21 protein-coding genes are annotated in these 25,221 nt (G+C 64.3%); 8 read left to right on the plus strand and 13 right to left on the minus strand.

What is annotated here, in order from left to right:
• Positions 1-13 precede the first annotated feature (13 nt).
• The 3 genes from CGL56_RS03700 to CGL56_RS03710 form a co-directional block, all read right to left on the minus strand.
• Positions 14-2,590: a TonB-dependent receptor gene (locus CGL56_RS03700; protein WP_099105133.1), complete on the minus strand. Its 2,577-nt coding sequence runs from the start codon at positions 2,588-2,590 to the stop codon at positions 14-16.
• 3 nt (positions 2,591-2,593) lie between these two features.
• Positions 2,594-3,523 (minus strand): FecR family protein, encoded by a 930-nt coding sequence (locus CGL56_RS03705; RefSeq protein WP_099105134.1) that lies wholly within the window; start codon positions 3,521-3,523, stop codon positions 2,594-2,596.
• A gap of 90 nt (positions 3,524-3,613) precedes the next feature.
• Complete coding sequence (locus tag CGL56_RS03710) at positions 3,614-4,129, minus strand: RNA polymerase sigma factor (protein ID WP_099105135.1); 516 nt, start codon at positions 4,127-4,129, stop codon at positions 3,614-3,616.
• A 151-nt stretch (positions 4,130-4,280) separates the two neighbouring features.
• Between CGL56_RS03710 and CGL56_RS03715 the strand changes: the two genes are divergently transcribed.
• Together CGL56_RS03715 and CGL56_RS03720 are read left to right on the plus strand one after the other, a co-directional pair.
• On the plus strand, positions 4,281-4,976 hold the full coding sequence (locus CGL56_RS03715; protein ID WP_099105136.1) for a hypothetical protein: 696 nt from the start codon (positions 4,281-4,283) through the stop codon (positions 4,974-4,976).
• 147 nt (positions 4,977-5,123) lie between these two features.
• A complete protein-coding gene (locus tag CGL56_RS03720) occupies positions 5,124-6,794 on the plus strand; it encodes an AMP-binding protein (RefSeq protein ID WP_099105137.1) in 1,671 nt (556 codons plus the stop codon).
• On the opposite strand, the gene CGL56_RS03725 is transcribed toward CGL56_RS03720, so the two are convergent.
• Both CGL56_RS03725 and CGL56_RS03730 read right to left on the minus strand, forming a co-directional pair.
• Positions 6,763-8,007, minus strand: coding sequence for an acyl-CoA dehydrogenase family protein (locus CGL56_RS03725; RefSeq protein ID WP_099105138.1), 1,245 nt, complete (start codon positions 8,005-8,007; stop codon positions 6,763-6,765). The two genes, CGL56_RS03720 and CGL56_RS03725, sit on opposite strands and share 32 nt — an antisense overlap.
• 118 nt (positions 8,008-8,125) lie before the next feature.
• Positions 8,126-9,157: a phosphotransferase family protein gene (locus CGL56_RS03730; RefSeq protein ID WP_099105139.1), complete on the minus strand. Its 1,032-nt coding sequence runs from the start codon at positions 9,155-9,157 to the stop codon at positions 8,126-8,128.
• Between the two features lie 150 nt (positions 9,158-9,307).
• Here CGL56_RS03730 and CGL56_RS03735 point away from each other — a divergent pair, with 150 nt between their 5' ends.
• Both CGL56_RS03735 and CGL56_RS03740 read left to right on the plus strand, forming a co-directional pair.
• Complete coding sequence (locus CGL56_RS03735; protein ID WP_099105140.1) at positions 9,308-9,805, plus strand: CIA30 family protein; 498 nt, start codon at positions 9,308-9,310, stop codon at positions 9,803-9,805.
• A gap of 41 nt (positions 9,806-9,846) precedes the next feature.
• A complete protein-coding gene (locus CGL56_RS03740) occupies positions 9,847-10,338 on the plus strand; it encodes a hypothetical protein (protein WP_099105141.1) in 492 nt (163 codons plus the stop codon).
• A 15-nt stretch (positions 10,339-10,353) separates the two neighbouring features.
• On the opposite strand, the gene CGL56_RS03745 is transcribed toward CGL56_RS03740, so the two are convergent.
• From CGL56_RS03745 to CGL56_RS03785, 8 genes are all read right to left on the minus strand, one after another.
• Positions 10,354-11,691, minus strand: a complete 1,338-nt coding sequence (locus tag CGL56_RS03745) for an ADP-ribosylglycohydrolase family protein (protein WP_406603290.1) — start codon at positions 11,689-11,691, stop codon at positions 10,354-10,356.
• Positions 11,692-11,853: 162 nt separating this feature from the next.
• Entirely contained in the window at positions 11,854-14,034 is a 2,181-nt protein-coding gene (locus tag CGL56_RS03750; RefSeq protein ID WP_099105143.1) for a family 16 glycosylhydrolase, read from the minus strand.
• A gap of 83 nt (positions 14,035-14,117) precedes the next feature.
• Positions 14,118-14,594 carry a DinB family protein gene (locus CGL56_RS03755; RefSeq protein WP_099105144.1) on the minus strand — a complete coding sequence of 159 codons (477 nt, stop codon included), beginning with the start codon at positions 14,592-14,594 and terminating at the stop codon, positions 14,118-14,120.
• A gap of 107 nt (positions 14,595-14,701) precedes the next feature.
• A complete protein-coding gene (locus CGL56_RS03760) occupies positions 14,702-16,114 on the minus strand; it encodes a hypothetical protein (RefSeq protein WP_099105145.1) in 1,413 nt (470 codons plus the stop codon).
• Between the two features lie 6 nt (positions 16,115-16,120).
• Positions 16,121-17,404, minus strand: a complete 1,284-nt coding sequence (locus CGL56_RS03765) for a Gfo/Idh/MocA family protein (protein ID WP_099105146.1) — start codon at positions 17,402-17,404, stop codon at positions 16,121-16,123.
• Positions 17,405-17,488: 84 nt separating this feature from the next.
• Positions 17,489-18,577, minus strand: coding sequence for a hypothetical protein (locus CGL56_RS03770; RefSeq protein WP_143470592.1), 1,089 nt, complete (start codon positions 18,575-18,577; stop codon positions 17,489-17,491).
• 119 nt (positions 18,578-18,696) lie between these two features.
• Positions 18,697-19,395 carry a porin family protein gene (locus CGL56_RS03780; protein ID WP_167641496.1) on the minus strand — a complete coding sequence of 233 codons (699 nt, stop codon included), beginning with the start codon at positions 19,393-19,395 and terminating at the stop codon, positions 18,697-18,699.
• Positions 19,396-19,501: 106 nt separating this feature from the next.
• The gene (locus CGL56_RS03785; protein WP_143470594.1) at positions 19,502-19,690 is read right to left on the minus strand and encodes a hypothetical protein; all 189 of its coding nucleotides are present in this window, start codon (positions 19,688-19,690) and stop codon (positions 19,502-19,504) included.
• A 216-nt stretch (positions 19,691-19,906) separates the two neighbouring features.
• On the opposite strand from CGL56_RS03785, the gene CGL56_RS03790 reads away from it, so the two are divergent.
• The 4 genes from CGL56_RS03790 to CGL56_RS03805 all read left to right on the plus strand — a co-directional run bounded on the left by CGL56_RS03790 (position 19,907) and on the right by CGL56_RS03805 (position 25,146).
• Complete coding sequence (locus CGL56_RS03790; RefSeq protein ID WP_099105151.1) at positions 19,907-20,809, plus strand: formylglycine-generating enzyme family protein; 903 nt, start codon at positions 19,907-19,909, stop codon at positions 20,807-20,809.
• A 128-nt stretch (positions 20,810-20,937) separates the two neighbouring features.
• Positions 20,938-22,254, plus strand: coding sequence for a Gfo/Idh/MocA family protein (locus CGL56_RS03795; protein WP_099105152.1), 1,317 nt, complete (start codon positions 20,938-20,940; stop codon positions 22,252-22,254).
• Positions 22,255-22,300: 46 nt separating this feature from the next.
• Entirely contained in the window at positions 22,301-23,215 is a 915-nt protein-coding gene (locus tag CGL56_RS03800) for an FAD:protein FMN transferase (RefSeq protein WP_099105153.1), read from the plus strand.
• Between the two features lie 131 nt (positions 23,216-23,346).
• Complete coding sequence (locus CGL56_RS03805; RefSeq protein ID WP_099105154.1) at positions 23,347-25,146, plus strand: acyl-CoA dehydrogenase family protein; 1,800 nt, start codon at positions 23,347-23,349, stop codon at positions 25,144-25,146.
• Positions 25,147-25,221: the final 75 nt, after the last annotated feature.

Consider the following 25,221-nt stretch of genomic DNA (forward strand, 5'->3'; position numbering starts at 1 on the left):
CGCCGCCGCCCGACTAATCCCAGACGATGCGCGCGCCGAAATTAGGGGTAAAGCCCAGCCCGACGCGGTCGGCCGCCTCCAGCACCACGCCGTCGGCCCCGTCGGAAGCCCCCTCGCGGGCCCGGTAGCCCCGCTCCAGTAGGTTTTCCCTACCGTAGACGTTCAGCAGCGACAGCTCCAGGGTGGCGCGCAGGCCCGACTGGCGGGCGGGGGCAAAACAGCGGTAGCGCAGGGTGAGGTCGAGGCGGTGGTAATCCGGCAGCCGGGCGGCGTTGATGTCCGCCGCGGCCAACCGTCGTTTGCCGTCCTGCTCCTGGATCAGAGAGAGGGCGGTATACCGCTGCCCCGTGCGGTACTGCCAGCCGGCGGCGAGGTCCCAGCGGTCGAGGGAGCGGCTCAGCATGAGCTGGAGCTGGTGACGCTGGTCGTTGTTGGCGGAGAAGAAAGCGGACCCCTTCCGGTCGAGCCGCCAGTCGGTCCGGCTCAGCGAGTACCGGCCCCAGGCGGCGTAGTGGTACCAGCGGCGCTCGAGCAGCAGGTCCAGCCCACTGCTGCGGCTGGCCAGCCGCTGGATCAGGGGGCCGGCCACCGTGGGCAACTGATTGATGCTCGGCAGCCCCTCCGCCCGCTTGTGGTAGGCCTCCACGTCGAACGACCAGCCGTGGTGGCGACCCGTAAGCCCCAGGCTGCTTTCCCGCCCCGTGGACAGCGGTACCCGCTGGTCGTCCGCCAGGGTCCACAAGGTAGCGCGGGTGCTGATGCGGTAGGCGTTGAGCTCGGCCACTTCCGCCACGTACTGGTGGTTGGTGCCGTAGGCCACCCGCGCCTGCCAGTTCGGGCCCAGCCGGTAGTATCCGCTGAGGCGCGGCTCGGCGTACCCCCGCCCGGTCGGCCCGTAGTACGGCACCCGTAGCCCCAGCCGGACTTCGGCGGAGCGCCCCAGCGAGCGGCGGTATTCGGCGTAGGGCGACAGGATGGTGGTCCGGGCCGTCCGCTCGTCTTCGCGGGAGATGGCCAGCAGGCGGTTGCTGCGGCTGATGCGGTAGCCGTTGTCCAGGTGCTGTGCCTGGGTACCCACCGTCAACCGCCCGCCGGCAAGGTCCGTAGCGTACTCCCCCCGCAGGGAAGTTTCGGCAATGTGGGTGGAGAGGCTGTCCTCCGAACCCACCCGGAATTCCCGGAAACGGTAGTGTCCCGCGTTGGTGAAGCGGCTACGGGTAAGCTCCCACCGCCACTCACTGCCCGTGGAAGGACGGCGGTGGTGGAGGGACAGGCCCAGGCCATGGTTGCGCGATTCCAGTGCATCCGTCAGGTAGGTCACCGCGTAGCCGCCCTCCTCGGCATAGCGGTAGTCGTTGTGCTGGCGGTAGGCGCTGGCGGTCAGGGTGGTCGCCGGATTGATCCGCTGCAGGTAGCGGCCGTTGAACTCCCCGAAGCCGGCCGTTTCCTCGTTGGTAACCGGCCGGCGGAAGCCGCGCAGTCGGGTGTCGTCCGCCTGCCGCTGAAAGACCTGCTCGCGGTAGCTTTGGTAGGTCGGCCCGCCGAGCCAGCCGTGGAGGGAGCGGCGGGCCGCCAGCTGGAGGTCCGAGCGGCCGGCCGCCAGGGGCGTTTTCAGGTAAGCACTGCCGTACAACAGGTTAGCCGCGGCTCCCCCCACCAGCCCCGGGGCGGGCGCTGCATCGGTCTCCATCTCCACAACCCCCGAAAGCCGGCCGCCGTAGCCCGCGGTGGCGTGGCCGCGCTGCAGCCGGACCTCCTCCACCAGTCCCGGCTCGAAGTGGGAGATCATCCCGAAGTAGTGTCCCGGCGCGTATACGGGGATGCCGTCCCAGAGGATCAGGTTCTGGTCCCTGGCCCCGCCGCGGATGCTCAGGTCGCCGGCGGATTCTCCGCGGTTGGAGACGCCGGGCAGCAGGGAGATCCAGCGGTACAGCTCCCCCTCCGTGAAGCCGGGAAGCGGCGGGGTGCTTGCGGGCTGGATAACCACCTGGCGGCCATCCACGGTAGTGCTTACCCCCGGCGACAGGTAATCGCGCACCGTGACCTGCGCCAGTTCGATACCGGCGGGTTGCAGTTTTACTTCCTGGCATTCCGGTCCCGCCGGGCCGACGCTCACCGGGGCGTAGCCGAGAAACTCCACCCTCAGGCTGTCGGCCCGGACGTGGCCGGCGTAGAAACCATCTCCGTCGCTGTAGGTTACCCATCCGCCCGCCGGGTCGGAAAGGGTAACAAAGGGCAGGGCCTCTCCCTGGAGGTCCGTCACCCGCAGACAGAAGCGGTGGTAGGGATCCGGTACCAGGTTGACCGCTCCCCCGGCCGTCCGACGGGCCTGTACCCCGTGGAGGGTGAACAGGCAGTGTGCCAGCTCGTCCCACCCGGCCTCCACCAGTTGGCAGTTCACCACCTTGCCCGCTACCGTCGCGTCTAGATAGCTGAACGGAATTCCGTAGTCCCGTTCCAGCTCGGCGAGCACCCGGGGCAGGGGTTCGTCGCTCCAGTTGGCGGTGATGCTCAGTTCCGCCCTTTGCTGGGCCCTTAGCGGGGTGGTGCCGAGGAGGAGGACGAGAAGGGACCAGAGGGCGTACCGCATGGATCAGCGGCTTGTGGTTACGCTTACCCGGCGGCCCGACTGCCGGAAACTGACGTCGGGCAGCGCCCCGAAGACCACTTCCAGGGCGGCGGTGGATGGCCCCTGGTTGGGGAAGGAAGTCGTCAGCAATTGGGTGGAGTCGATGCCGGGGTCCAGGGTGATCTGGAGGTTGTACTGCCGCTCCAGTTCCGCTTTCACCTCCGCCAGAGGGCGGCTGCGGAAGATCGAACGCCCCGTGAGCCAGTCCGTAGCCAGCAGCGTATCGGCGGCGACCACCCCGGGGGTGCGACCCGCCTGCAGCTCCACCGCCGCCCCCGCCGTGAGCAGGTAGGTGGTGTCGCCCAGGGCAGGCGTCACGCCCACCCGTCCTTCGGTGCAGGTGACGGACAGCCGTTCGCCCCGGCTGTCGACGTTGAAGCGGGTACCGAGCACCCTCACCTCACCGAGTTCCGTTTCCACGACGAAGGGTTGGCCGTTTCCGGCGACGGCAAAAAAGGCTTCCCCTTCCAGCCGGGCGAGCCGCAGGGCGTCGGTGTTCCGGTAGGTGAGGCGGCTGCCCGCGTTCAGGCGGATGAGGGTACCGTCTTCGAGTTGCAGACTGCGGGGTCCATCGCCGGCGGCGGCCAGTATCGTCTGCTCCGGCGCGGGCCAGAGGAAGATGGTGGCGGCCAGCAACACGGCTACGGCGGCGGCCACGTACGGTAGCCAGCGGCGGGGCCGGGAAGGTTTCCGGACGGTTTGCCTGCGCTGCCGCAGCCGCTCCAGTTCTTTGACTATGTCGTACTCCGGGGCCGACAGCCGGGTGGCGGCGCGCGCCAGGCGTTCGTACTCCGCGAAATCTGGCCGCGCCCGCAGCTCTTGCTCCTCCGCGGGCGAAAGCTCACCGGCCAGCCAGCGGGCCAGGAGGGTATCGTCGCTAAAGGGTTCTTCCATGGTCTATTCAGACGGTTTCGAGGGTTATAATCCCTTGGTGAAGGTATACCCTACCTGTTCGGGGAATAAAATACGGGTGTTGCTCCTGATTCATATCTCTCCGTGCAGCCGCCGCAGCTCGACCAGCGCCCGGTGCATGCGCTTTTCCACGGCTTTCTGGGAGATGCCGAGCAGTTCGGCAATTTCCCGGTACTTGAGTCCGTCAACCCGGTTCAGCAGGAAAACCTCCCGGGAGGCGCTGGGTAAAGCCGTCAGCGCCTGGCTGAGCCGCTCGGCAAACTCGGCCTCCTCCAGCGTGAACTGCGGATCTTCGGTGGTCGCTTCCCGGGGGGCCACCCGGAGGCGGTACTTCTCCCTTACCCGGCCGCGGGCCTTGGTCTTCAAGAAAGCGTTCTGCCCCACCTGGTAGACGTAGGCCCTGGCCTTATCAGGCATCACCCGTGCGCAGTTCTCCCACAGGCGCAGGAAGGCTTCCTGCACCAGGTCGGCCGCCAGGGCGGGATCGCCGCAGCGGTAGTAGAGGAAACGGTACAGGGCCGGCGACAGGCGGGTGAAGAGTCCTTCATAGACGGCTTCGGCACAGACGCCGGCGACGGATTCTGCCATGCTGACAAAGTAATAGGAAAAAATCTGCGTTGGGGAGGTAGGGTAAACGGAGGGCTGCGGATTATAGTGCCGAAAGCCGGTGGTTCAGCCGCCGTCCCAGTTCATCATCCTCTGCGGGGTATGTGCCCCGCGAAACAAAACCAGAGTACCTATGCACTTTTCCCACTTGCTCCGCCGCTGCGCCCCCGCCCTAATCCTGCTGCTGTGCCTCACCGCCTGTGACGAAGAGGCCCTGAACGACGCCCTCTCCCCCGACCTCGTCGCCCAGCAGGAAGAACTATCCGTCGAAGTCCTGTCCACCCTGCCCCCCGACGAAGACACCACCCAGACGCCCCCCGACCAGCGGCCCGAGCCCTGCCTGCGCTTTGTCTTCCCCGTGAGTTTTGAGCTGCCCAACAACAGCATCGTCACCGTGGAGGACCAGCAGCAGCTGCGTGATTTCGTGCGCCGCGTAGAGCCCCGCCGCCGGGCGGTCAGCTTCGTGTACCCCTTTGAGATGACCACCATCGACGGTCAGGTGATCGAGATCCAGAACTTCCGGGATTTCCGCCAGGCCCGCCGCAGCTGCGGCGCCGAATTCGGCCGCTACGGCTGGCGCGAGCGGGTGCAGGCCTTCCGCGCCTGCTTCCAACTGGTCTTCCCCGTCTCCGTAACCGTGAACGATGAGGTGATCGACGTAGAAAACGCCCGTGACCTCTGTCGGGTATTCCGCCGCCGCGGCGACGACACCCGCGCCTACCTCAACTACCCCATCGAGGTGGTCGTGAAGGAAAGCGGGGATACGGTAGAGGTGGCCGACCGGGATGCCCTGCAGGAACTGCGCCGGGAATGTACCGGCGGCAACTGAGGAATAAACTCCTACCCCTCCCCTTCCGTATAACTGAGTAACTGGCCCCCGATGCGATGCACGGGGGCCTTTTTGTGCCTGTCGCCCGGCACCCGCGCGCCGCCGCCCCAATTCCTACCTTACGCCCGATTTAACCGACCGACGCCTATGTACGACCGCACCACCCTGGAATCCTTCTACGCAAAGGAAGTGGCCCACCCTGAAAAACCATTCCTGCACCAGCCCTTCGGGGAGCGGTGGGAAACCTATACCTGGGGGGAGGTCGGGCAGATGGCCCGCCGGGTAGCCGCCTTCCTCAACGACCAGGGGCTGAAACCGGGCAGCCACATCGGGCTGGTGAGCAAGAACTGCCGGGAATGGATCATCGCCGACCTGGCCATCATGATGGCCGGCCACGTGAGCGTCCCCTTCTTCGCCACCCTCACGGGAGAGCAAATCGCCGAAGTGCTGGAGCTGGGCGACGTGGACCTGCTCTTCGTAGGCAAAACCGAGGTGTGGAATTCCATGAAAACGGGCATCCCCGACGAAATGCCCGTGGTCCGCTTCCCCCACTACCCCGGCAATGACGTCGTCGACCGCGGTACCGACTGGGACGAAATCCTCCGCGACTACCAGCCCATTCCCGGACAGCCCGTACCGGACCGCAGCGGACTTTGGACCCTGATCTTCACCTCCGGCACCACCGGAACGCCCAAGGGGGTGATGCTGAGCATCGAAAACCAGATCGCGCTGATGCGGGAGCTCTACCCGAAAAATCCGCTGGAGAACGACTACCAGGGCAACAACCGCTACTTCAGCTTCCTGCCGCTGAACCACGTAGCGGAGCGCGGCACCATCGAGACCATGTGCCTCACCCACGGGGGGGAGATCTTCTTTACCGAGAGCATCGACCGCTTCGCCGCCAACCTTCAGCACGCGCGGCCCACCTTCTTCTTTGCCGTGCCGCGCATCTGGACCAAGCTGCAGCAGGGCGTACTGAAAAAACTTCCCCAGGAAAAGCTGGATACCCTGCTGAAGGTTCCGGTGGTATCCTGGTTCATCAAACGCAAGATCCGCAAGGGGCTGGGACTGGACCAGTCGCGCTGCAACGTCACCGGCGCGGCCCCGATCGCCCAGGCCACCAAAGACTGGTTCGCCCGCATCGGCATCCCCATTTCCGAAGCCTACGCCATGACCGAAAACGGCGCGGTGAGCCACATGATCTTCGCCCACCAGAACAAGCCCGGCTCCGTGGGGCAGACCCTGCCCGGCACCGAATGCCGCATCGACCCGGAGAGCGGCGAGGTGCTCACCCGCTCGCCCTATACCATGGTGGGCTACTACAAGGAAGCGGAAAAGACCGCCGAGACCATCGACGCCGACGGCTGGCTGCACACCGGCGACCAGGGCCGGGAGGACGAGGACGGCTTTCTCTACCTCATCGGCCGGGTGAAGGACACCTTCAAGACCTCCAAGGCTAAGTTCATCGTCCCGAACGAGATCGAGGAGAAGTTTGCCGGCAACACCGACGTCGACCAGCTCTGTATCCTGGGCCTCGGCATGCCCCAACCCATGCTGGTGGTGTCCCTCTCCGAAATCGGACAGGAAAGGGACCGCGAGGCCGTGAAGGCCCAACTCGAGGCCCAACTCGCCGAGGTGAACGCCAAGCTGCCCAGCTACAAGAAAGTGGCCACGGTGGTGATCGCAAAAGAGCCCTTCAGCATCGAGAACGACCGCCTCACCCCCACCCTGAAGGTCAAGCGGCCGCAGGTGCACGCCTTCTACCGCGAGCGGATGGAGGGGTGGATCATGGGCGGGGAGCGGGTGGTGTTTGAGTAGGTGGCGTTATTTGATATCCAGCAATCGTATTCCGCCCCAGCTGGTACAGGTGCACCTCATCCGGCCCGTCGGCCAGGCGGATGCTGCGGGCGTAGGCGTAGAATTCGGCCAGGGGCAGGTCGGACGACACCCCCAGCCCCCCGTGGAGCTGGATGGCCCGGTCGACCACGGTGCAGGCCATCTGGGGGCACACGATCTTGATCATGGCCACCAGGTCCTTCGCGCCCTTGATGCCGTGGCGATCGATGCGGTCGGCGGCACTCAGGGTGAGCAAGCGCGCCTGCTCGATCTCGCAGCGGCTCCGGGCCACTTCCTGACGTACGCTGCTGAATTTCGCCAGTTCCCGGCCGAAGACGGTCCGCTCCCCCACCCGCCCGCACATCAGTTCCAGTGACCGCTGGGCTACGCCGATGAGCCGCATGCAGTGGTGAATGCGGCCCGGCCCCAGTCTCCCCTGGGCGATCTCGAAGCCACGGCCCTCGCCCAGCAGCAGGTTGGACGCCGGTACCCGCACATTGGTAAACTGAATCTCGGCGTGGCCGTGGGGACTGTCGTAGGTACCGAAGGCGGTGAGGGGACGTACCACCTCCACCCCGGGCGCATCCGCCGGCACCAGGATCATGCTCTGCTGTCGGTGGCGGTCCGCCGTTGGGTCGGTCTTGCCCATCACCACGTACACCCGGCAATCGGGGTGCATGGCCCCCGTGCTCCACCATTTTCTGCCGTTGATGACGTAGTCGTCGCCATCGCGCTCGATGCGGGTTTCGATGTTGGTGGCGTCCGAGGAGGCCACCGCGGGTTCCGTCATCAGGAAAGCGGAGCGGATTTGTCCAGCCAGCAGGAGCAGCAACCAGTCGCGCTGTTGCTCCGGGGTGCCGTATTTGGCCAGCACCTCCATGTTGCCGCTGTCCGGGGCACTGCAGTTGAACACCTCGCTGGCCCACGGCACCCGGCCCATAATCTCGGCCAGGGGGGCGTATTCCAGGTTGGTGAGCCCCGGACTGAGGTCGCCGTAGTCGAGGGGCAGGAACAGGTTCCATAGCCCGGCGGCCCGCGCCTTCTCCTTTAGCTCCTCCATCCGCGGATACACCTGCCAGGGGTGGTCGGCGGTGAAGCGGCGGTAGTCGCCTTCCAGGGGGTAGATGTGCTCCCGCATGAAGGCTTCCAGGTGACGGATGTTGTCGAGGGTGGTATCGGAGTAGTCAAAGTGCATGGGTGGCGGATGGTGCCGACTTCCATCGGCCTGCTGCGGAAATGGGTTCCGGAAATATACCGTGCGCGAGTGTAGGGCGGGTGGCGGGTGTATTGTTTGGCGGTTGCCGCCAGAGTTGTCACCCCGCTTGCCCCAGCTTGGCCACCCCCAAACGGGCGAAAGCCTTGGCGGCCAGTCCGAACTTCTCCATGCGCGCATCGCGGGTACTGCCCTGCAAGTAGCGGTGGTAAAGTTGCTGGGCGATGACGGCGGTTTTGAAGCAGGCGAAGGCCTCGTACCAGGGCATCCGCTCCAGGTCAAAACCGGTGAAGCTGGCGTACTGCTGCTTCAGAAAATCTTTGGTGGGCCAGTCGCCCTCCAGTAGTGGCAGTGGCATTTCGGCGGGGTCGAGTGCGGGATCCGGCCAGAAGCTCAGGGTACCTGCCAGGTCGATCAGCGGATCCCCCAGGGTGGCCATGTCCCAGTCGAAGACCGAGGTCACGCGGTCGGGCTCCCCGGGTTGAAACTGGCAGTTGTCGAACTTCAGGTCGCCGTGCACGATGGACACCGCCTGGGGGGTGGGGATGGCCCGGGGCAGTGCCCGGCTCAGGGTTTCCATCGCGGGGTTCTCCTCCGTTTTGGCCAGTTGCCACCGCTTCGTCCACCCCCGCAGTTGCCGTTCCGCGAATCCTTCCGGTTGCCCCAGGTCGGTCAGCTTCGCCCGCCCGGCGTCTACCCGGTGGAGGTCGGCCGTTACGCGAATAAGCGCCACGGTGAGTCGCTCCTCTACGGTTGGCAGACCGGCAAACTCCTCCGGCAGCCGGTAGCGGATTACGGTGCCGTGGCGGCGCTCCATTACCACGAAGTCGGCCCCCAGGATATCATGGTCCGTACAGAGCAGGAGGGCGCGGGGCGCGGGTGCAAAGTGAGGGTGAAGCCGTGAAAGGACGTGGTACTCCCGTCGCATATCATGGGCCCCGGGCGCGATGGTGCCGAAGGGGGGTCGGCGCAGTACGAGCTCCCGGTCGCCGAACTTGAGCTCGTAGGTAAGGTTGGCGTGGCCGCCCAGAAACTGGGTTACCTGCAGCGGTTCGTCGAGGCCGGGCAACTGCTCCCGCAGGTAGGGCAGCAGGCGGTCGGTGGGCAGTTCTTCTCCGGGGCGGGTGGTCATGGGCGGGCGGGGCTTGGGTTCCAAGCTAAGGAATCGGACCGGTTTTCCGCCGGTCATGCCCTTCCGCACTGCCGGGGGCAACAATGCGGATGCGGGCGCGCAAACATCCCGCCTACCGCTTACTTTTATGACTACTAACCTGCCCCGCGCATGAACCCTCCCGCCATCCTGTACGCCTTCAACGAATATTCCGTGGCCGCCCGCTGGCGGGTAGTGGACGATATCGTGATGGGGGGGCATTCCGACGGCCACTTCGCCATCACCGAGGAAAAGCGGGGGCGGTTTTACGGGGAGGTGTCCCTGCGCGACGGCGGCGGGTTCTCCTCCGTGCGCCACCGTTTCAATCCCCCGGTAGAAACCCTGGCCTACCAACGCGTCCTCCTCCACCTGCGGGGCGACGGCAGCAACTACCAGTTCCGGGTCAAGCCGAACATCGAGCAGGACTTTTCCTACGTTCACCCCTTCCCCACCAGTGGGGAATGGCAAACCGTGGAGGTGCCCCTGGCGGAGATGTACCCCGTGCGCCGGGGGGATCGTCTGTCACTGCCGAATTTCGACGGCAGCCGCATCGCCGAGATATCCTTCCTCATTGCCGATGGCCGCGACCAGGCCTTTCAGCTGCTGATCGACCGCCTGGAGCTGCATTAGCGGGCTAGGATTTGTCGTGCAGGGGACGTATATTGGGAGGCATGGCAGCCGGAAAAAACACCTACACCTATCTGCGAGGCGCCCGAACGGGGCAGGTGTTGGTGGTGGCCGCCATCGTGGTAATCGTCCTTACGCTCTTCCATAATGAGCCCAACGACCCGCTGATCCTGCTCAAGACCCTGCTTTCGCTGACGGCCATCGGCTTTCTCATCCATTATGGCCACACCCTTAATTCCGGCATCCGCCTGCTGGACAACCACCTGGAAGTGCGCCACCTCTTTGGGGCCAGCCGCTGGATCTACCTCACCGACGTCGACCGGGTGGTGGTGCAGGAGGTTTTCAATGCCTTTGGCGGCACCCGCCTCGTCATGACCATCTACACCCGCCGCGACAAGGTGAAAATCTCGGTATCCGACCTCGATCGCTCCTCCGAATTCATCGACGCCATCGAGGACTGCGGGCAGCAGCGGGGCTTTGACGTACTGCACGTGGACCGGAACGGACAGACCGGTCGCAGTCTGCGGGAGGGGTAGCCGACTGCGCTCCCCCTATTCTGGCCGGGGGATGTACCACCGCCCTTCTTCACAATCTACTCCGCCCCCCATCTCCTCCACCACCACCCGGTCGATGATCCGCACGCCCTCCGCGGCCATCCGGTCGAAGGTATCGATGCCGTCTCCCTCGAAATTCTGCCGCGTCCGGTGGATGTTGAAGCGGTCGCTGAAGCGGCGGCCGAAGGCCTCCTCCACCCCGTTCCGCCCCAGCATGAAGCCGAGCAGGCCACCCCAGGTGGCGGTGGGGTTGTCGGAGTCCCAGCCAGCCAAGGTGCCGATCTTGATCGTTTCCTTCAGGTCTCCTTCTCCGTAGAAGAGGCTCACCAGGCTGGCCGCGAAGTTGATGCCCGCCGCGAAGCAGCCGTTGCAGTAGAGGTTTTGGGAGGTGATTTCGTACCCGTCCTCCTGCCGCACCTGATAGCGTTCGTAGATGGAATCGCGGGCCGCTTCCCACGGAACACCGGAGGTGTACTGTTCCCGGACAAAGTCGTACATCCGGGCTGCGTAGGAGGTATCGGGCAGGATGGTCCGGGCGGCGGTTGCTACCGCCTGTACGCGCTCCCGTACGGGAATGGAGGACGGCAGCGCCGCGGCCAGGCTGTACATCGTCACGTAGAACTCGGAGATGTGGGCGGCGTTGCCCCGGGCCACGGTGCGGATGGGCAGGTAGGCCATGCGGCGGGCCAGCGCCGGCCGGCCGGGCGCGAAGAAGCCAAATATCTCGGTAGTGAGCTGGGCGTCAATCATGGCGTAGTGCTCGTTGTTCGCCGGATTACCGGTGGCGGGAGGCAGCATTCCCTCGAGCATCAGGTCCAGGGCCCGCTGATTGGACACCCAAAGGTAGTTTTCCTCTTCGTGGCGGATGTGGCGCAGCCAGCCCTCCCGGATCATGGCGGGCGTCAGGAAGCTGGTGTCGTGGCGGGCCAGCAGTCGCTGGTACATATACTCGATGTCGGTATCGTCGTCGGCGCCCCACACTTCATCCTCCCCCCGGAATACGAAATCGATGGTCGGTGATAAATCACTCGGCACCCCCTCCGCCCAGATACTCGGCTGGTCGGGTTGCCCCCAGTCCGCACGAGTGTAGAAAGCACCCGTGCGGACCTCCCCTACGTTCCCGACCTTGTCCATTTCCGTCACCAGACCCGTCCAGTTGGCGATGCACTGCCCCAGCCAGAATCCGTAGAGGCGGTTTTGGTAGTCGGCGCGGGAAAGGATGAGGTCGGTAGGCCGGGGACGATACTCCTTCTCCAGGAACTCTGGTTCACATTCAACCGGCGTTTGGGCGGGTAGCCCGAAAGTCCCCCCCACCATTAGGCTCAGCAAGACCAGCACCCTTCGGGCTATCCTTTCACGAGACCCTGCGATTCCTGGCTTGGTCATGGCGGTAAAGTACTCTATCCCCCGGTTGCGAAATCGTTCCATGAGGGGATGTCATTTACGGATAGTCCATTCCGGCAAATCCTCGCTGCGGGCAACGGCCAGTTGGTCCCGTTATTTCACAAAAGGTGTTACGTAAGTCCGGCCATCACGGGCCATGGCGCGCACACGGTAGGTCCCCCCTGGCAGGTCACTCACGGGAAGCCGGACCGTAGCGGTCGTCACGTGACGGTCGATCACCACCCGGCCGGCAGCGTCGAATACCCGGATGTGTTCCATCTCCCCGGCTCCGGCCAGAGAGACAGTAACTATGTCGCGGGCCGGATTGGGAAACACATTGAGCCCGGTTTGCAGGTCGGTGGCCGCTCCGGTGCGGTCGGGCGATTTCAGGGCGGAACCCGAGGTACAGGTTACTGCATTGGCGGCCGGATTATAGGGAAGGGAGGCCGAGACCTGATCTACGCAAAATCCGACCGTCGCTCCCCCCTTGGTGGTGGCCTGGGTGGTTAGGACGACGGTTCCGGCGGCGTCCGTGGTGCCGGAAGCCGTCTCGTTGAAGGAGCCGCTGAAAGTCCCCTGGACGACTGCTCCGGCAACCGGCTGCCCGAGATCGTCGCTGATGGTTACGGTGGCCGTTCCGGCCTTGCTGCCCTTTCCGGCACCGGTCGTACCGGTAGCCAGTCCGCTGACGTGGACCGCGGTGGCTACCCCCGGTTCCCCGCCGCCACCGCCGCCGGTAGCATAGCTGTCCAGGTTGTCAAAGAAATAGGTGTCGCCGGTAAAGGAATTGGAGGCGAACAGCAAGATCATCTTGGATACGTCGGCATCCGGAGCGCTCGCATCCGGCCGGTCGAGGGGCTGGAAGGCCAGGCGGTGCCAGTTACCATTTTCCGTTACGGTAGCGACGTACCGGCTGTGCCGCCCCGTGGGGAAGTTGGTCGGTGTTGCGGAAGGGGTTTCCAGTTGCAGGATGATCTCCGTACCTGCCGGTGCGGTAGTATAGAGGTCGAGATAGAATTTTCTGCTCTTGTCCACGTAGGCGGAGGCGTCGGGGATGTTGCTCACATTGTATACCAGTACGTCATACTGTTCAGCGGCGTTGCGGTCGTACTTACCGGCAAGGGCGCTCCCGTTGGTGGCATCCGGAGCGGGATTGTTCACCTCGGTAAGTACTCCCGTACTGCTGGCAAAGACTGCGGTGGCCGGCTCGTCGAAGTTCTCAAAGGAGAAATCGCGGCTGTAGGCAGCTTCCACCTCCACGTACATGCCGGTTTCGCGGGTCTGACAACCGTCGTTGTAGGCGGCGCTTACCATACCGCTGTTGCCCCCGAAATCCACGGTGATTTCGGCACTGCCCTGCCCCCCGACAATGGTAGCTCCAGCCGGCACCGACCAGGTGACGTTGGTGCCCGCCGCAAGGTTCTGTAACCGGTAGACGACGCCCGTGGCCTGATGCCCTACGATGCGGTCACCGGTAAGGTAGGCCCGGAATCCGTCGTATACCCTCACGTAATCTACCTCCATCGTAGCGGGGAGCATACCGTTGTTGACCGGTCCACCGAGGTTCCCGCCTACGGCTACGTTAAGCAGGAAATGGAAATCCTGGTCAAACGGCCACTGGTAGGGGGCAACGTCCGCCGCCGTCTTGCGGGAGAACAGCACGCCATCGACGAACCAGCGGATCTCGCCCGGCTCCCATTCCAGGGCAAACTCGTGGTAGGCATCCGGGAAGTTGCCGTTCCCCAGGCGGTAGGTGGTACCCTGTGACTGGTTGTTCGGGTAGGGATCTCCGTAATGAATATACCCCAGGGTCTGACCGGGATTGGAAGCCACGAATTCCATGATGTCGATTTCCCCGCTCTGGGGCCACCCACCGTACACTTCATCCGTAGGCAACATCCAGAAGGCGGGCCAGAGTCCGTCCCCGTAGGGGAGCTTGATCGAGGCTTCAAACCGGCCATAGGCGAAATCGGCCTTCCCTTTGGTGTTGATCCGCCCCGAGGTGTACTGGCTGCCGCGTACCCGCTGTTTGCGCGCCGTGATCTGCAGCTTCCCGTTGCTGACGACGACGTTATCCTGCTGGTAGGATTGCAGTTCGTTGTTGCCCCATCCGCAGATTCCGAGGTCGCAGCCGTCACCGATCTGGTAGTTCCATTTGGTTTGGTCGAGACTGTTGCCGGAAAATTCATCCGCCCAAACCAGGTTAGGGCACTGGGCGGCCAGGGGCAGGGAGAGGGAAAATAGGGATAGGAAAAGGCATGGGAATAGCAGGCTATTCAGGTAGTGGTTGGGCATGATCGAAGCATTTTGCTTCAGCCAATATAATCGATCCGGCCCGGATTTCAGGACCCGCCGTTGGCGCTACCGGGGAACAAGGGTCAGGCCGCCTCGTGCTGGTGGATGAGCTTCTTGAGCAGGGAGATCTGCCCGAGGTGGTAGAAGGAATGCTCCAGCACGCCCGTAAGGTTGCGGAAGTAGGTGCCGTACTTCTCGTCCACGAAGACCTCCGTCAGCCGCTCGTCGGGCATGGCTTCCACCAGGTTGGTGAAGGTGACCACGTGGGCGTAGGTGTCCTCCAGCAGCTTCTGCCAGTCGTCCTCGTCGGTGATGGGGGGGTGGTCGAAACTGTACTTGTCGCGGATCTCCAGGGGCCCACCGCGCAGCACGGAGGTGATTCCCATGAAGTAATATCCGACGTGGTAGACTATGGCCGCGATGGTGTTGTGGTCGCCCAGGCGGGTGGTCGCCTGCTTCCAGTTTACGTCGGCCAGCTTGTCGTGGAAACCGACGGCCGTCCAGTTGTCGCCGTCGAAGGCACCCCGCAGGTGGCGGGCCAGGGATTTACTCAGGTGCATGTGAAGGATCGCTTTACTGATCCAAGGTAGTACTCGGCAGCCCAATGAGGATACATTCCCTTCCCGGAATTTGATTTCCAGCCCGGCGCCCGCGTCCGCGCCCCACCCTAGCGGGAGTGGTGGTACAGCAGGGGGCGATCGACGATGCCCCAGGCCCGCAACAGGCGCGCGTTCTGTTCGGACCAGGCCGGATCGGTAAACGTCTCCCAACTCAGCACCGGACAGTCGGCCGGCAGAGCTACCGTATCCCGGGTGGAGGCGGCCAGGGTACGCAGTGCGGCTTCCTCGCAGCGCTGCAACTGGAAATCTGGCCGGTCGGCGAGGGTAAAGATTAGTCCCACCCCCAAAGGCAGGCCCAGCAGCCACCACCGCCGGGAGTCCTTGCCATCTGCCAGTAACCGGTGAATACCGGCCGCGTAAACGAGTATCGCCGCCAGGGTGACCGGCAGAATCGTATCATAGCGGAGGATGAATTCCCGGTAGCTCCGGTACCCCCCGAGGGGCAGCAGGAGGAGGTAAAGCAGGCAGAACAAGCCGACCCACGGAAACAGCTGCCGCGTCCGGCGGGCGCCGTCGCCACCACGCCCGAGCAGGACATAGATAATCCCCAGGGAAAAGAAGAGAACTGGCCAGGCAAGTTTGCGGGTGAACTGCAGAAAGACCCCACGGGGCCAGCGGGCGTAGAGCTCGGTCAGGGGGAGTTCGTTCGCGATCGTCAGGCTGTTAAAACTGCCCACGTAGAGGGAATACAGCGCCAGCGCCGTCGCCCAGCCCCACCAGAGGTAATACGCCTGCGGCACGGGTCGCCATTCCCGCCGCAGGATACGGATAAACCAAAGCGGTCCGGCTGTTGCGGTGATGACCAGAATGACCGCGGGATTAAGGGGGCCGCTCAGGCAGACGAATACCGCCAGCCCGGCCCAGGCGAGGGTACGGTGCCACCCCGTTTTCGGCGGTTTCCGGTGAAAGAACAGATCGAAGAAGGGCAGCAGGAACAGCAGGAGCGCGGCCGACGGCAGGGCGTAGAAGAAGGTGTAGGTGACCGATGGGTCAATGATCCCCAGGTCATGCCGGTAACCATTCGCCTGAAAGAACGGCGTAAGCAGTGCCAACACCGCCATGAAAGACAGGCTGCCGAATCGCCAGTGGCCCAGCACGGTGCGCGCCAGGAGCAGCAGCAGGGCCAGGTGTACGGCCAGCCTGGCCAAAGCGCCGGCCAGGTACACGCTGGTGACCGGATCGACCACCGCCTGCAGCAGCCGGGGAGCACCGAGGAAATAGGTGCGGTACGTCCAGTGACAGAAAAAACGATTCGGGTTGGGATAGCTGCGGCCGTCCCGCCAGGTCTGTATTCCGAAGGGGTCGTTCAGGATGGGCTCGACCTCCCTGGCCGGGACCAGGTTCCAGGCCACGTCGCCGTCGAGGGGCTGATGGTAGTATTGCAGACCGGAATGGGCCAGGTCCGCCAGGATGAATCCCAGGAGGGCTATCCACGCCAGCCACCGGTAGGTAGGCTTCACTACGGCTTAGGCCAGGGAATCCCGGTAGGCGTCGCCCAGCAGCCGGTTGGCGCGGGCGTCTCCCTGTACCCGTTCCGTGTCGGGGTTCCACTCCAGGGGCCGCCCCAGGCGGTAGGCGATGTTGGTCAGGGTACACACGCTGGCGGTGCGGTGGCCGGTCTCGGCGGGACAGATGGGTACTGCGCCGGTTCGTACGCACTCGACAAAGTTCGTAAGGTGGCTCACCAGGGCGTGGACGGGGGCGCGGTGGCGCATGTCGGCGTAGGACAGCAGCCCCGGCACGGTACTGTCGATGAAGCCCCGGGCCACGTCCAGGCTGCCCTCGCTGCCGATGAATCGGACGGCGTTGCCGCGGCCGAAGTCCCGGTGTTCCACCCGCGTACCGTCGGCGTAGAACATGGTAAGTCCCTGCTGAGGGTTCTCTTCCAGGGGTGGGTAGAAGGCGATCGGACCGGTATCGTCCTTGTCCAGCGCCCACTGCACGATGTCGAACATGTGGGCACCCCAGTCGGTGACCATGCCGCCCCCGAATTCGGCGTAGTTGCGCCAGCGACCCCAGTAGTCGGCGTCGATGGGCGGCAGCAGGTCCGGGTGGTAGGGGCGGTCGACGGTGGGCCCGATCCAGCTGCTCCAATCGACTCCGGCGGGCAGCGGGTGGCCTTCCAGGTCGAAGGGAATGGGGGGTGGGCCTACGCTGACCAGGATTTCCTTCACTTCTCCCAGGTGGCCGGCCTGGATGACCTCGACCGCCTTCTGAAAGTTGAACATGGAGCGCTGCATGCTGCCCGTTTGCAGCACCTTGCCGTTGCGTCGGGTGGCTTCCACCATGGAGCGCCCCTCCTCGACGGTGTGCGCCAGGGGCTTTTCGCAGTAGACGTGGAGGCCGCGATCCAGGGCGGCCACGCAAATGGTGGCGTGCTGGTGATCCGGGGTGGCGACGATCACCGCGTCCAGGCCCTCGTGTTCCAGCAGGGCGCGGTAATCGGCGTAGGACGCTACCGGGGTGGCACTACCACTCCCGTTGCTCTCGGTGCGTTCCCGGGCCTGCTCCAGGAAGTGCTTCAGCTTGGCGGGGTGAACGTCGCAGGCGGCCACCAGTCGGGTTCCGGCCACTGCGGCCAAGTTGCGCGCCAGTCCCAGCCCCTGTCGGCCACAGCCGATCAGGCCCACGGCCAGGTCGTTGCTGCTGCGGTCGCCGCCGATGCCGGCGCTGAGGTAGGAGGGAATGAAGGTGAGGCCCGCGGCGGCGACGGCGGACTGGCGGAGGAAGGTGCGCCGGTTAGTGGTCATGATCGAGCGGTATGTATCCGCCGAATATACGTACCTCGGTATTTGCGGGTATCCCGGTCCTACCGGGTCCGTCTACGCCAACCCTTACTCCACGACCTCGATGCGCAAGTAGTTGTCCTGCCCCACCAGTTGGCCGCCCTCCAGCTCCACTACGGAAACCGGCAGGGTGAAGCGGATGCCGTTGTCGGTATCCACGAAGACGCGGAAGGAAGCCCCGTCGGGATCGGTGACGGTGAGCATCCCCTTGTCGAGGTCGAGTACGTAGCTGCCCTGCAACACGATGTGGTCGTCGGACAGGAACATCACGCTGCCGTCTTCCAGGAAGCTGGCGCTGATGCGGCCCAGGTCTCCCGGATCGATCAGGCTCTTGCGGGGCAACCGCTTGTCTTCCCCGACGGGCCGCTCGCGGGCCGGATCGACCAGCAGGTAGGAGCGGGAATACCCCTGGTTGACCTTGTCCACGAATGACTCCGCCGAGTAGGGAGCCGGCGGCACGGGAAGGGCGTGGAACAGGAGCTCCTGCGCATAATCGGGATCCGAACTGTGGAATACCCGACCGCCGAAGACATCGGCGGCCACCGTATCCACCAGGATGCCCAGGGTATTCACGTAGCGGCCGCGCTGCCGTTCCGAAATCAGCAGGATGGGCTGACCGTAGCCTTCCACGAGGCGGTATTCGGAGTATTCCAGGCCAGGGGCGGTGGCGGCCCAGTCGACCATGCGGTTGACGAAGTCGCGGGACCCCGGGCGGGTGAATTCGGGAAAACCGGTATAGGCCGGCTCAAAACTCGCCCAGTAGTCCTGCCCTCGGAAGTGGTAATTAAAAGGCTGCCGGGTGAGGAAGGAAGTATCCAGCGGTGTTGCGGCCGGCTGCAGGGGCAGCAGGCGGGAACCGCTGTCGGCGTCCAGGGTGAGCTCACCACCGGCGGACAACCTTACGTTATGGCCCGCCGATGCCAGGCGGACCAGGGTATCCCGGCCGGTCATGACGTTGCGGACCCTGAGGTCTTCCCCCTGTGGGGTGAGCACGTCGCCGTGGTCGAGCACCCCGAGCCCCGGACCGCTGCGGACGAAAAGCCAGTGGCGGGAGCTTTCAGTCGTTTCCGCGGCAGGCTCGCAAGCCAGGGTAAGGAGGAGCAGAACAAGTGAACCGAAAAAGAGAGAATAGCGCATAGAAACAGTAAGGACCGGCAACCACCGGGTCCGGCACTACAAAGGCGCGGCGGGCGCCGGGGGTTCGCTGGGAAAGGCGAACCCCGGCAACATTACGCGGCGGTGACGACCGGCCATCCCTACCGCCCGGCGGGCGAGAGGGCGAAGGTCACCCCGGCCCCGAGGTTCCAGCCGCGGAAGCCGACCTTGTCCCGGATCACGGGAACGTCGTAGGGCTGGCTCAGGCCGTGCTCGTAGCGCGCCTCCACGAAGAGGCCCACCGATTCGCCAACGCGGGCCTTGGCCCCGAGGCCACCGATCAGGCCGACATGGAACCGCTCGTAACCGATGGACTCAAGATCGAGGTCTGTGGAGTAAAGGTTCATTTCAATGACGGCGCGGGCCGCCGTGGTCAACTTCGCGCTGGTGGCGTAACCGAATCTGGGCCCCAGCAGGGCGTAGGGCTGTACGGCGCTCTCGGTGGGGAGAGTGAGCTGGACCAGCAGGGGGGCGTCAAGGTAGCTGATGCGGGTCTTGACCCGGGCCCCGATCGGGAGTTCCACACCGTATACCTCTACCTTTTCGGTGAGTCCGAGACTGCTGCCGCGGCTGCCGTATTCCAGGCCCGGACGGAGAGAAATAAAGGGAGTAACGGGAATCTCGGCGAAGGCCCCGAAGGAGGTAGTGCCAATGGCGTCCAGCCGGTCGGTGACGGGGTCGAATATATCTCCGGAGCGTACTTCCGATTGTCCGGCGCCGGCGCGGAAGCCCCACTGGGCCTGGGCAGTGAGCAATCCACTCCCGAGGAGGGCGAAAAGGGCCAACAATTGAGCTTTCATGGTGGGTATCATTTGTACCCTCAAACGGCGTTGGCCCGCCGCCTGGCGCAAAGAATAGGTTAAGGAAGGGGTTAGCAATTGGTTAAAGCCGTCCGCCACCGGGGGATCATATCTCCCCCACCTTCCCGCCGCCGGCGAGCAGCACGGTAGCGAAGAGGCCAAACAGCGTCAACAGCCCTCCCCCCAGCAAAATATCGGCCCAGAACTGGGATCCGGCGGTCTGTACGTGGATATACGCCCCGCTGATGAGCAGCAGGGTAAAGAGAACGAAGAAAATGGTATACAGTAGTTTCATATCTAGGGCTTTAAGCAATCCGGGACCGTTCCTATAAAATAGGTAAAAAGAAGCACAATGCGGTAGCGGATTTTCATTAATCACTCCTTTTTTTAAGGTTTTCACCCCCGCAGTAGTTCGGCCATTGGTGGATAAACACGGAATTACCTTTCCCGCGGCGAGCAAAGAACCTTGATTATATTTGGCGGAATAACAATTATTCCACTACCCCACCCGATGATGCGACTTTTCCGGCCCTGGCTTCTCCTGCTTTTTGCGGCACCCGCGCTCGCCGCCCAGACCACCGATACCGTACACCTGCCCGGCAGCGACATCAGTTTCACCATGGTCAATCTGCCGGGGGGCACCTACTCCTTCGGGGAAGCGGAAACACCGGTAACCCTGTCCCCCTTCGCGATCAGCAGCCACGAGGTGACCCACGACGCCTACCGCCTCTTCCAGGTAAGGGAAAACGACAGTCCGGAGGCCGCCGCCGCCGGCTGGGACGTCGACGCCGTCACCCGCCCCTCCCCGCCCTACCTCGACCTCACCTACGGCATGGGGACCCGGGGCGGCTACCCCCAGGTAAACACCACCCAGCAGGCCGCCCTGCGGTACTGCGAATGGCTGTACGAAAAGACCGGCCGCTTCTTCCGACTGCCTACCGAGGCGGAATGGGAGTACGCTTGCGTAGCCGGCCAGGAACCCGACCCCGCCGACCTCCAGGACCTGGCCTGGCTCTACGAGAACGGCGAAGAGACCTACCACCCCACCGGCCTGAAGCAACCCAACCCCTGGGGGCTGTACGACATGATCGGCAACGTGAGTGAGTGGACGCTGGACGAATACTACGACGACTACTCCGACCGCCTCAACGGCGAACCCGACCCCTGGATGCGCCCCGACGGCAAGCACTCGCGCACCGTGAGGGGCGGCTCCTTCGATACCGAAACCGCCGCGGCCGGCTGCCGCGTGCGGGAGAAGTCGAGCCCCCGCTGGCAGGCCCGCGACCCCCAGATCCCCAAGAGCCGGTGGTGGAACGTCGACAGCCCCTTCCTCGGTTTCCGGCTGGTGTCCCCCGCCCAACAACCCAGCGAGGAGGAAGTCCGCGCCTTTTTCGCCGAGGCCATCATAGACTGACGCCACCGCATTTTTGGCCGTTACACTCGATTGTACCGCCGATCCTTACTATCTTTTACCCGTTAATTTCCCCATTCGGTCGGGCCGGGGCCGCAAGCCGTTCCCCACCCACCGCCCAACGCTCGATTATGCCACTTGACAGACGATCCTTCCTACAGAAAACCACCGCCCTGGCCGCCGCCGGCCTGGCCATTGTCCCCGAGCTCTCGGCCCGGGCCCACATCACCGGCAGCGACGTGATCCGCGTCGGCCTGATCGGCTGCGGAGGCCGCGGTACCGGCGCCGCTACCCAGGCGCTGTCCACCGAGCAGAACGTACAACTGGTGGCCATGGCCGATGCCTTCCGCGACCGCCTCGACCAGGCCTACGACGGCATCAAGGGGCAGCTGGCCGAGAACGAGCTGGACGCCGCCAGACTCAACGTGCCAGAGGAGCACAAATTCGTGGGCTTCGACGGCTACAAGAAGGTCATCCCCTTGGTCGACGTGGTGGTGATCGCCACCCCGCCGGGTTTCCGCCCCATGCACTTCGAGGAAGCGGTGAAGGCCGACAAGCAGATCTTCATGGAGAAGCCGGTGGCCGTAGACGCCCCCGGCGTGCGCCGCGTACTCAAGGCCGCCGAGGAAGCCAAGCGCAAGAAGCTCAACGTGGTGGTCGGCCTGCAGCGCCACTACCAGGACAAGTACACCCAGGGCTGGGTCGACATGATGCAGAACGGCGCCATCGGCGACATCACCACCAGCTACGTCTACTGGAACAGCGGCGGCGTGTGGGTACGGCCCCGCCAGGCCGGGCAGACCGAAATGGAATACCAAATGCGCAACTGGTACTACTTCAACTGGCTCTGCGGCGACCACATCAACGAACAGCACATCCACAACCTCGACGTGGGCAACTGGGTGAAGCAGGATTATCCAAAAGAAGCCTCCGGCTACGGCGGCCGCCACATGCGCAACGGCAAGGAGCACGGTGAGATCTTCGACCACCACGCCGTGGAGTACACCTACGCCGACGGCAGCCGCATGATCAGCCAGTGCCGCCACTGGAACGGCGCCAGCACCAAGGTGACCGAGGAGTTCCAGGGCACCAACGGGTCGGCCCCCGCCCCGGGTAAGCTGCTGACCAAGTCGGGCTACGCATTGCTCGACCACAACGACCGCCGCGACCCCAACCCCTACCAGCGGGAACACGACCTGCTGTTCAAGGCCGTCGCCGACAGAGAATACAAATACGCCGACGCCGAGAACGCCGCCAAGAGCACCCTGACGGCCATCATGGGCCGCATGGCCACCTACTCCGGCCAGGTCATCACCTGGGACGAGGCCATGAACTCCGACCTCGACCTCTCGCCGGCCACCTACGCCTTCGACGCCCCACCCCCCATCCTGCCCCTGCCCAGCGGCTACTACCCCGTACCGGTACCGGGTGAGACCAAGGTGAAATAACGGAGCGGGGGCGCGGCGGAACTGCCCCGTGCCCCCGCACTTTCCTATGCCTTACTGCCTGTCGTTGCTCCTCTGCCTGCTGCCGCTTTCCCTGGCGGCCCAGCACCGGCTTACCGTGTCCCGCGCCGCCATGGGCACGCCGTGGTCGATCACCGTGGTGACCTCCGATACCGCGGCGGCCCGCAACAGTATCGAGCTCGCCTACGCCCGCATTGAGGAGATCGAGCAATCGATGAGCGACTACCGTGCCGACAGCGAGATCAATCGGCTGGTGCGCCAGGCGCCCCGGCGGTGGCACCCCGTATCAGATGACCTGTACCGGGTGCTCACGTTCAGCCGGCAGCTGGCCCGGCGCAGTGGCGGTGCCTTCGACCCTACGGTGGGACCCCTGACGAAGATCTGGCGGCGGGCCCTCCGGCAGGGGGTGTTCCCCGCGGATTCCACGGTGGCGGCGGCGCGGTCGCGGGTGCAATGGAAGGACGTGCGGCTGCGCCGCGCCGGGCGGGTATGGCTGGCCCGCGACGACCTGGAGCTCGACCTCGGCGGAGTGGCCAAGGGGTACGCCCTGGACGCGGCAGCCGCCCTACTGCGGCGAGCCGGCCTGCATAGTTACCTCATCGACGGCGGCGGCGACCTGCTGCTGGGTGAGCCCCCCCCGGGAACCGCCGGCTGGCGGATCGCCACCCCAACCGGCTCCCTCGATACCAGCCGGGTGGCGGTAGCTACCTCGGGTTCCCGCTACCGCTACCTGGAAAAGGACGGCCGGCGGTACAGTCACCTGGTGGACCCCCGCACCGGCCTGGGCGTGACCGATCCCCGCTCGGTAACGGTCATTGCGCCCACTGGCCTCCTGGCGGACGGGCTGGCCTCCACCCTCAGCGTTACCGGGGAAGCGGGCGGCCAAAGCGTCATGCGGTCCTACCCTAACGTGATCTTTTACTGGTCTGACCCGGAGGAGTGAGCAGCGAGAGCAGGGCTACCTTATCAATTAGCGAATTTTCGCTAAAAAGTCGTCCGCCGGCTTGAATGCCCAGCGTGCAGCGTGTAACTTCACAGCGAATTTTCGCTAAAACAGCAATAACCCGAACCGCCATGGCCGCTACACTGACCGAAAAGCATGTCCTGAAAGGAGGTGAGTTTCTCATCGCCGACGCCGATTACCGTACCACTTTCATCCCCGAAGCCTTCAACGAGGAGCAGCTGATGGTACAGCGGATGGTGCAGGATTTCATCGACCAGGAGATCAAGCCCAACCTCGACAAGATCGAGAAGCAGGAGGACAACATTGCCCCCCGGCTGCTGGATAAGATGGCGGATCTCGGACTGCTCGGCAGCCACATGCCGGAGACCTACGGCGGTCTGGAAATGGACACCAACACCAACACGTTGATCTGTGAGGTCATGGGCGGCAGCTCGGGATCCTTCACCGTCTCCTACGCCGCCCACACCGGGATCGGCATGCTGCCGATCCTGTACTTCGGCACCGATGCCCAGAAGGAGGAGTACCTGCCCCGCCTCATCAGCGGTGAGCTGAAGGCCGCCTACTGCCTGACCGAGCCCGGCTCGGGATCGGACGCCATGGGGGCCAAGACTTCCGCTATCCTGGACGGCGACCACTACGTGCTCAACGGACAGAAGATGTGGATCTCGAATGCCGGCTTCGCTGACGTGTTCATCGTCTTCGCCCAGGTGAACGGCAACGAGTTTACCGGCTTCATCGTTCCCCGCAATCTGGAGGGACTGACCCTGGGGGCCGAGGAGGACAAGCTGGGCATCAAGGGCAGCTCGACCCGGCAGGTGTTCTTCGAGAACGTGCGGGTACCCGCCACCAACAGCCTAGGAGAAATCGGCAAGGGCCACCTCATCGCCTTCAACGTGCTGAACGTGGGCCGTTTCAAGCTGCACGCCCTCAGCGTGGGCGGTGCCAAGCGCTCCCTGGAGGTGGGCATCCGCTACGCCAACGAGCGGATACAATTCAAGCAGCCTATTGCGAACTTCGGAGCCATCAAGTACAAGATCGGCGAATCGGCCATCCGCATCTTCGTCGGGGAGAGCGCGCTCTACCGCGTCAGCCAGCAGATCCAGGACATGAACCACCAGCTGATGGAAGCGGGCAAGACCTACGCCCAGGCCAAGCTGCTGAGCGCCGAGGAATACGCCATCGAGTGTGCCCTGCTGAAGTTCCTGGGCTCGGAGACCCTGGACTACGTGGTGGACGAGGTGGTACAGATCCACGGCGGCATGGGCTACAGCGAGGAGACCCTGGCGCCCCGGATGTACCGCGACAGTCGCATCAACCGCATCTACGAGGGCACCAACGAGATCAACCGCCTGCTGAGCGTGGATATGCTCCTGCGCCGCGCCATGAAGGGTGCCCTTGATATCGTGGGGCCCGCCTGGAACGTACAGAAGGAGCTGGCCGGCATGCCGGGACTCGACCGACCCGAAGGGGAGTACGGAGAGGAGATCAAGGCCGTGGCCGACTTCAAGAAGCTGATCCTGATGGTGGCCGGTGCCGCCGCCAAACAGCAGATGGACGGCAAGATCAACCTGAAAAGCGAGCAGGAGGTGCTGATGAACGTAGCCGACATGCTCGGCGACCTGCTGCAGGCCGAAAGTACCCTGCTGCGGGTGCAGCAACTGCGGGAAACCGGAGGGGGCCGCCACCCGCTTGAAGTCTACGACGCCATCCTGCGTACCTACCTCCACGACGCCACTGCCCGCATGGCCAAGAACGCCACCGACGCCGTGGCCAGCTTCGTGGAGGGCGACCTGCTGCGCACCTTCACCATGGGCATCCGCCGCTTCACCAAGTACCCGCCCCAGAATGTGAAGCACCTGCGGCGGACGGTAGCCGACGTACTCATCGAAGCCAACGCCTACGTGCTGTAGGACCCGACCCAAAACAAAAAAACCCGGCTGATCCTGAGGACCAGCCGGGTTTTTTAATGCCCGGGGCAACCGGGG

The organism is Neolewinella marina, from assembly GCF_002631205.1.
In the GTDB taxonomy this organism is placed as follows: domain Bacteria; phylum Bacteroidota; class Bacteroidia; order Chitinophagales; family Saprospiraceae; genus Neolewinella; species Neolewinella marina.

What these genes read in the sequence shown, in the direction of transcription:
- CGL56_RS03780 (WP_167641496.1), bottom strand. Translation starts at nt 19,395, where the DNA reads ATGAAAGCTCAATTGTTGGCCCTTTTCGCCCTCCTCGGGAGTGGATTG.
- CGL56_RS03735 (WP_099105140.1), top strand. Translation starts at nt 9,308, where the DNA reads ATGAACCCTCCCGCCATCCTGTACGCCTTCAACGAATATTCCGTGGCC.
- CGL56_RS03800 (WP_099105153.1), top strand. Translation starts at nt 22,301, where the DNA reads ATGCCTTACTGCCTGTCGTTGCTCCTCTGCCTGCTGCCGCTTTCCCTG.
- CGL56_RS03770 (WP_143470592.1), bottom strand. Translation starts at nt 18,577, where the DNA reads ATGCGCTATTCTCTCTTTTTCGGTTCACTTGTTCTGCTCCTCCTTACC.
- CGL56_RS03710 (WP_099105135.1), bottom strand. Translation starts at nt 4,129, where the DNA reads ATGGCAGAATCCGTCGCCGGCGTCTGTGCCGAAGCCGTCTATGAAGGA.
- CGL56_RS03740 (WP_099105141.1), top strand. Translation starts at nt 9,847, where the DNA reads ATGGCAGCCGGAAAAAACACCTACACCTATCTGCGAGGCGCCCGAACG.
- CGL56_RS03725 (WP_099105138.1), bottom strand. Translation starts at nt 8,007, where the DNA reads ATGCACTTTGACTACTCCGATACCACCCTCGACAACATCCGTCACCTG.
- CGL56_RS03750 (WP_099105143.1), bottom strand. Translation starts at nt 14,034, where the DNA reads ATGCCCAACCACTACCTGAATAGCCTGCTATTCCCATGCCTTTTCCTA.
- CGL56_RS03715 (WP_099105136.1), top strand. Translation starts at nt 4,281, where the DNA reads ATGCACTTTTCCCACTTGCTCCGCCGCTGCGCCCCCGCCCTAATCCTG.
- CGL56_RS03790 (WP_099105151.1), top strand. Translation starts at nt 19,907, where the DNA reads ATGATGCGACTTTTCCGGCCCTGGCTTCTCCTGCTTTTTGCGGCACCC.
- CGL56_RS03805 (WP_099105154.1), top strand. Translation starts at nt 23,347, where the DNA reads ATGGCCGCTACACTGACCGAAAAGCATGTCCTGAAAGGAGGTGAGTTT.
- CGL56_RS03720 (WP_099105137.1), top strand. Translation starts at nt 5,124, where the DNA reads ATGTACGACCGCACCACCCTGGAATCCTTCTACGCAAAGGAAGTGGCC.
- CGL56_RS03785 (WP_143470594.1), bottom strand. Translation starts at nt 19,690, where the DNA reads ATGAAACTACTGTATACCATTTTCTTCGTTCTCTTTACCCTGCTGCTC.
- CGL56_RS03795 (WP_099105152.1), top strand. Translation starts at nt 20,938, where the DNA reads ATGCCACTTGACAGACGATCCTTCCTACAGAAAACCACCGCCCTGGCC.
- CGL56_RS03730 (WP_099105139.1), bottom strand. Translation starts at nt 9,157, where the DNA reads ATGACCACCCGCCCCGGAGAAGAACTGCCCACCGACCGCCTGCTGCCC.
- CGL56_RS03765 (WP_099105146.1), bottom strand. Translation starts at nt 17,404, where the DNA reads ATGACCACTAACCGGCGCACCTTCCTCCGCCAGTCCGCCGTCGCCGCC.
- CGL56_RS03705 (WP_099105134.1), bottom strand. Translation starts at nt 3,523, where the DNA reads ATGGAAGAACCCTTTAGCGACGATACCCTCCTGGCCCGCTGGCTGGCC.
- CGL56_RS03700 (WP_099105133.1), bottom strand. Translation starts at nt 2,590, where the DNA reads ATGCGGTACGCCCTCTGGTCCCTTCTCGTCCTCCTCCTCGGCACCACC.
- CGL56_RS03755 (WP_099105144.1), bottom strand. Translation starts at nt 14,594, where the DNA reads ATGCACCTGAGTAAATCCCTGGCCCGCCACCTGCGGGGTGCCTTCGAC.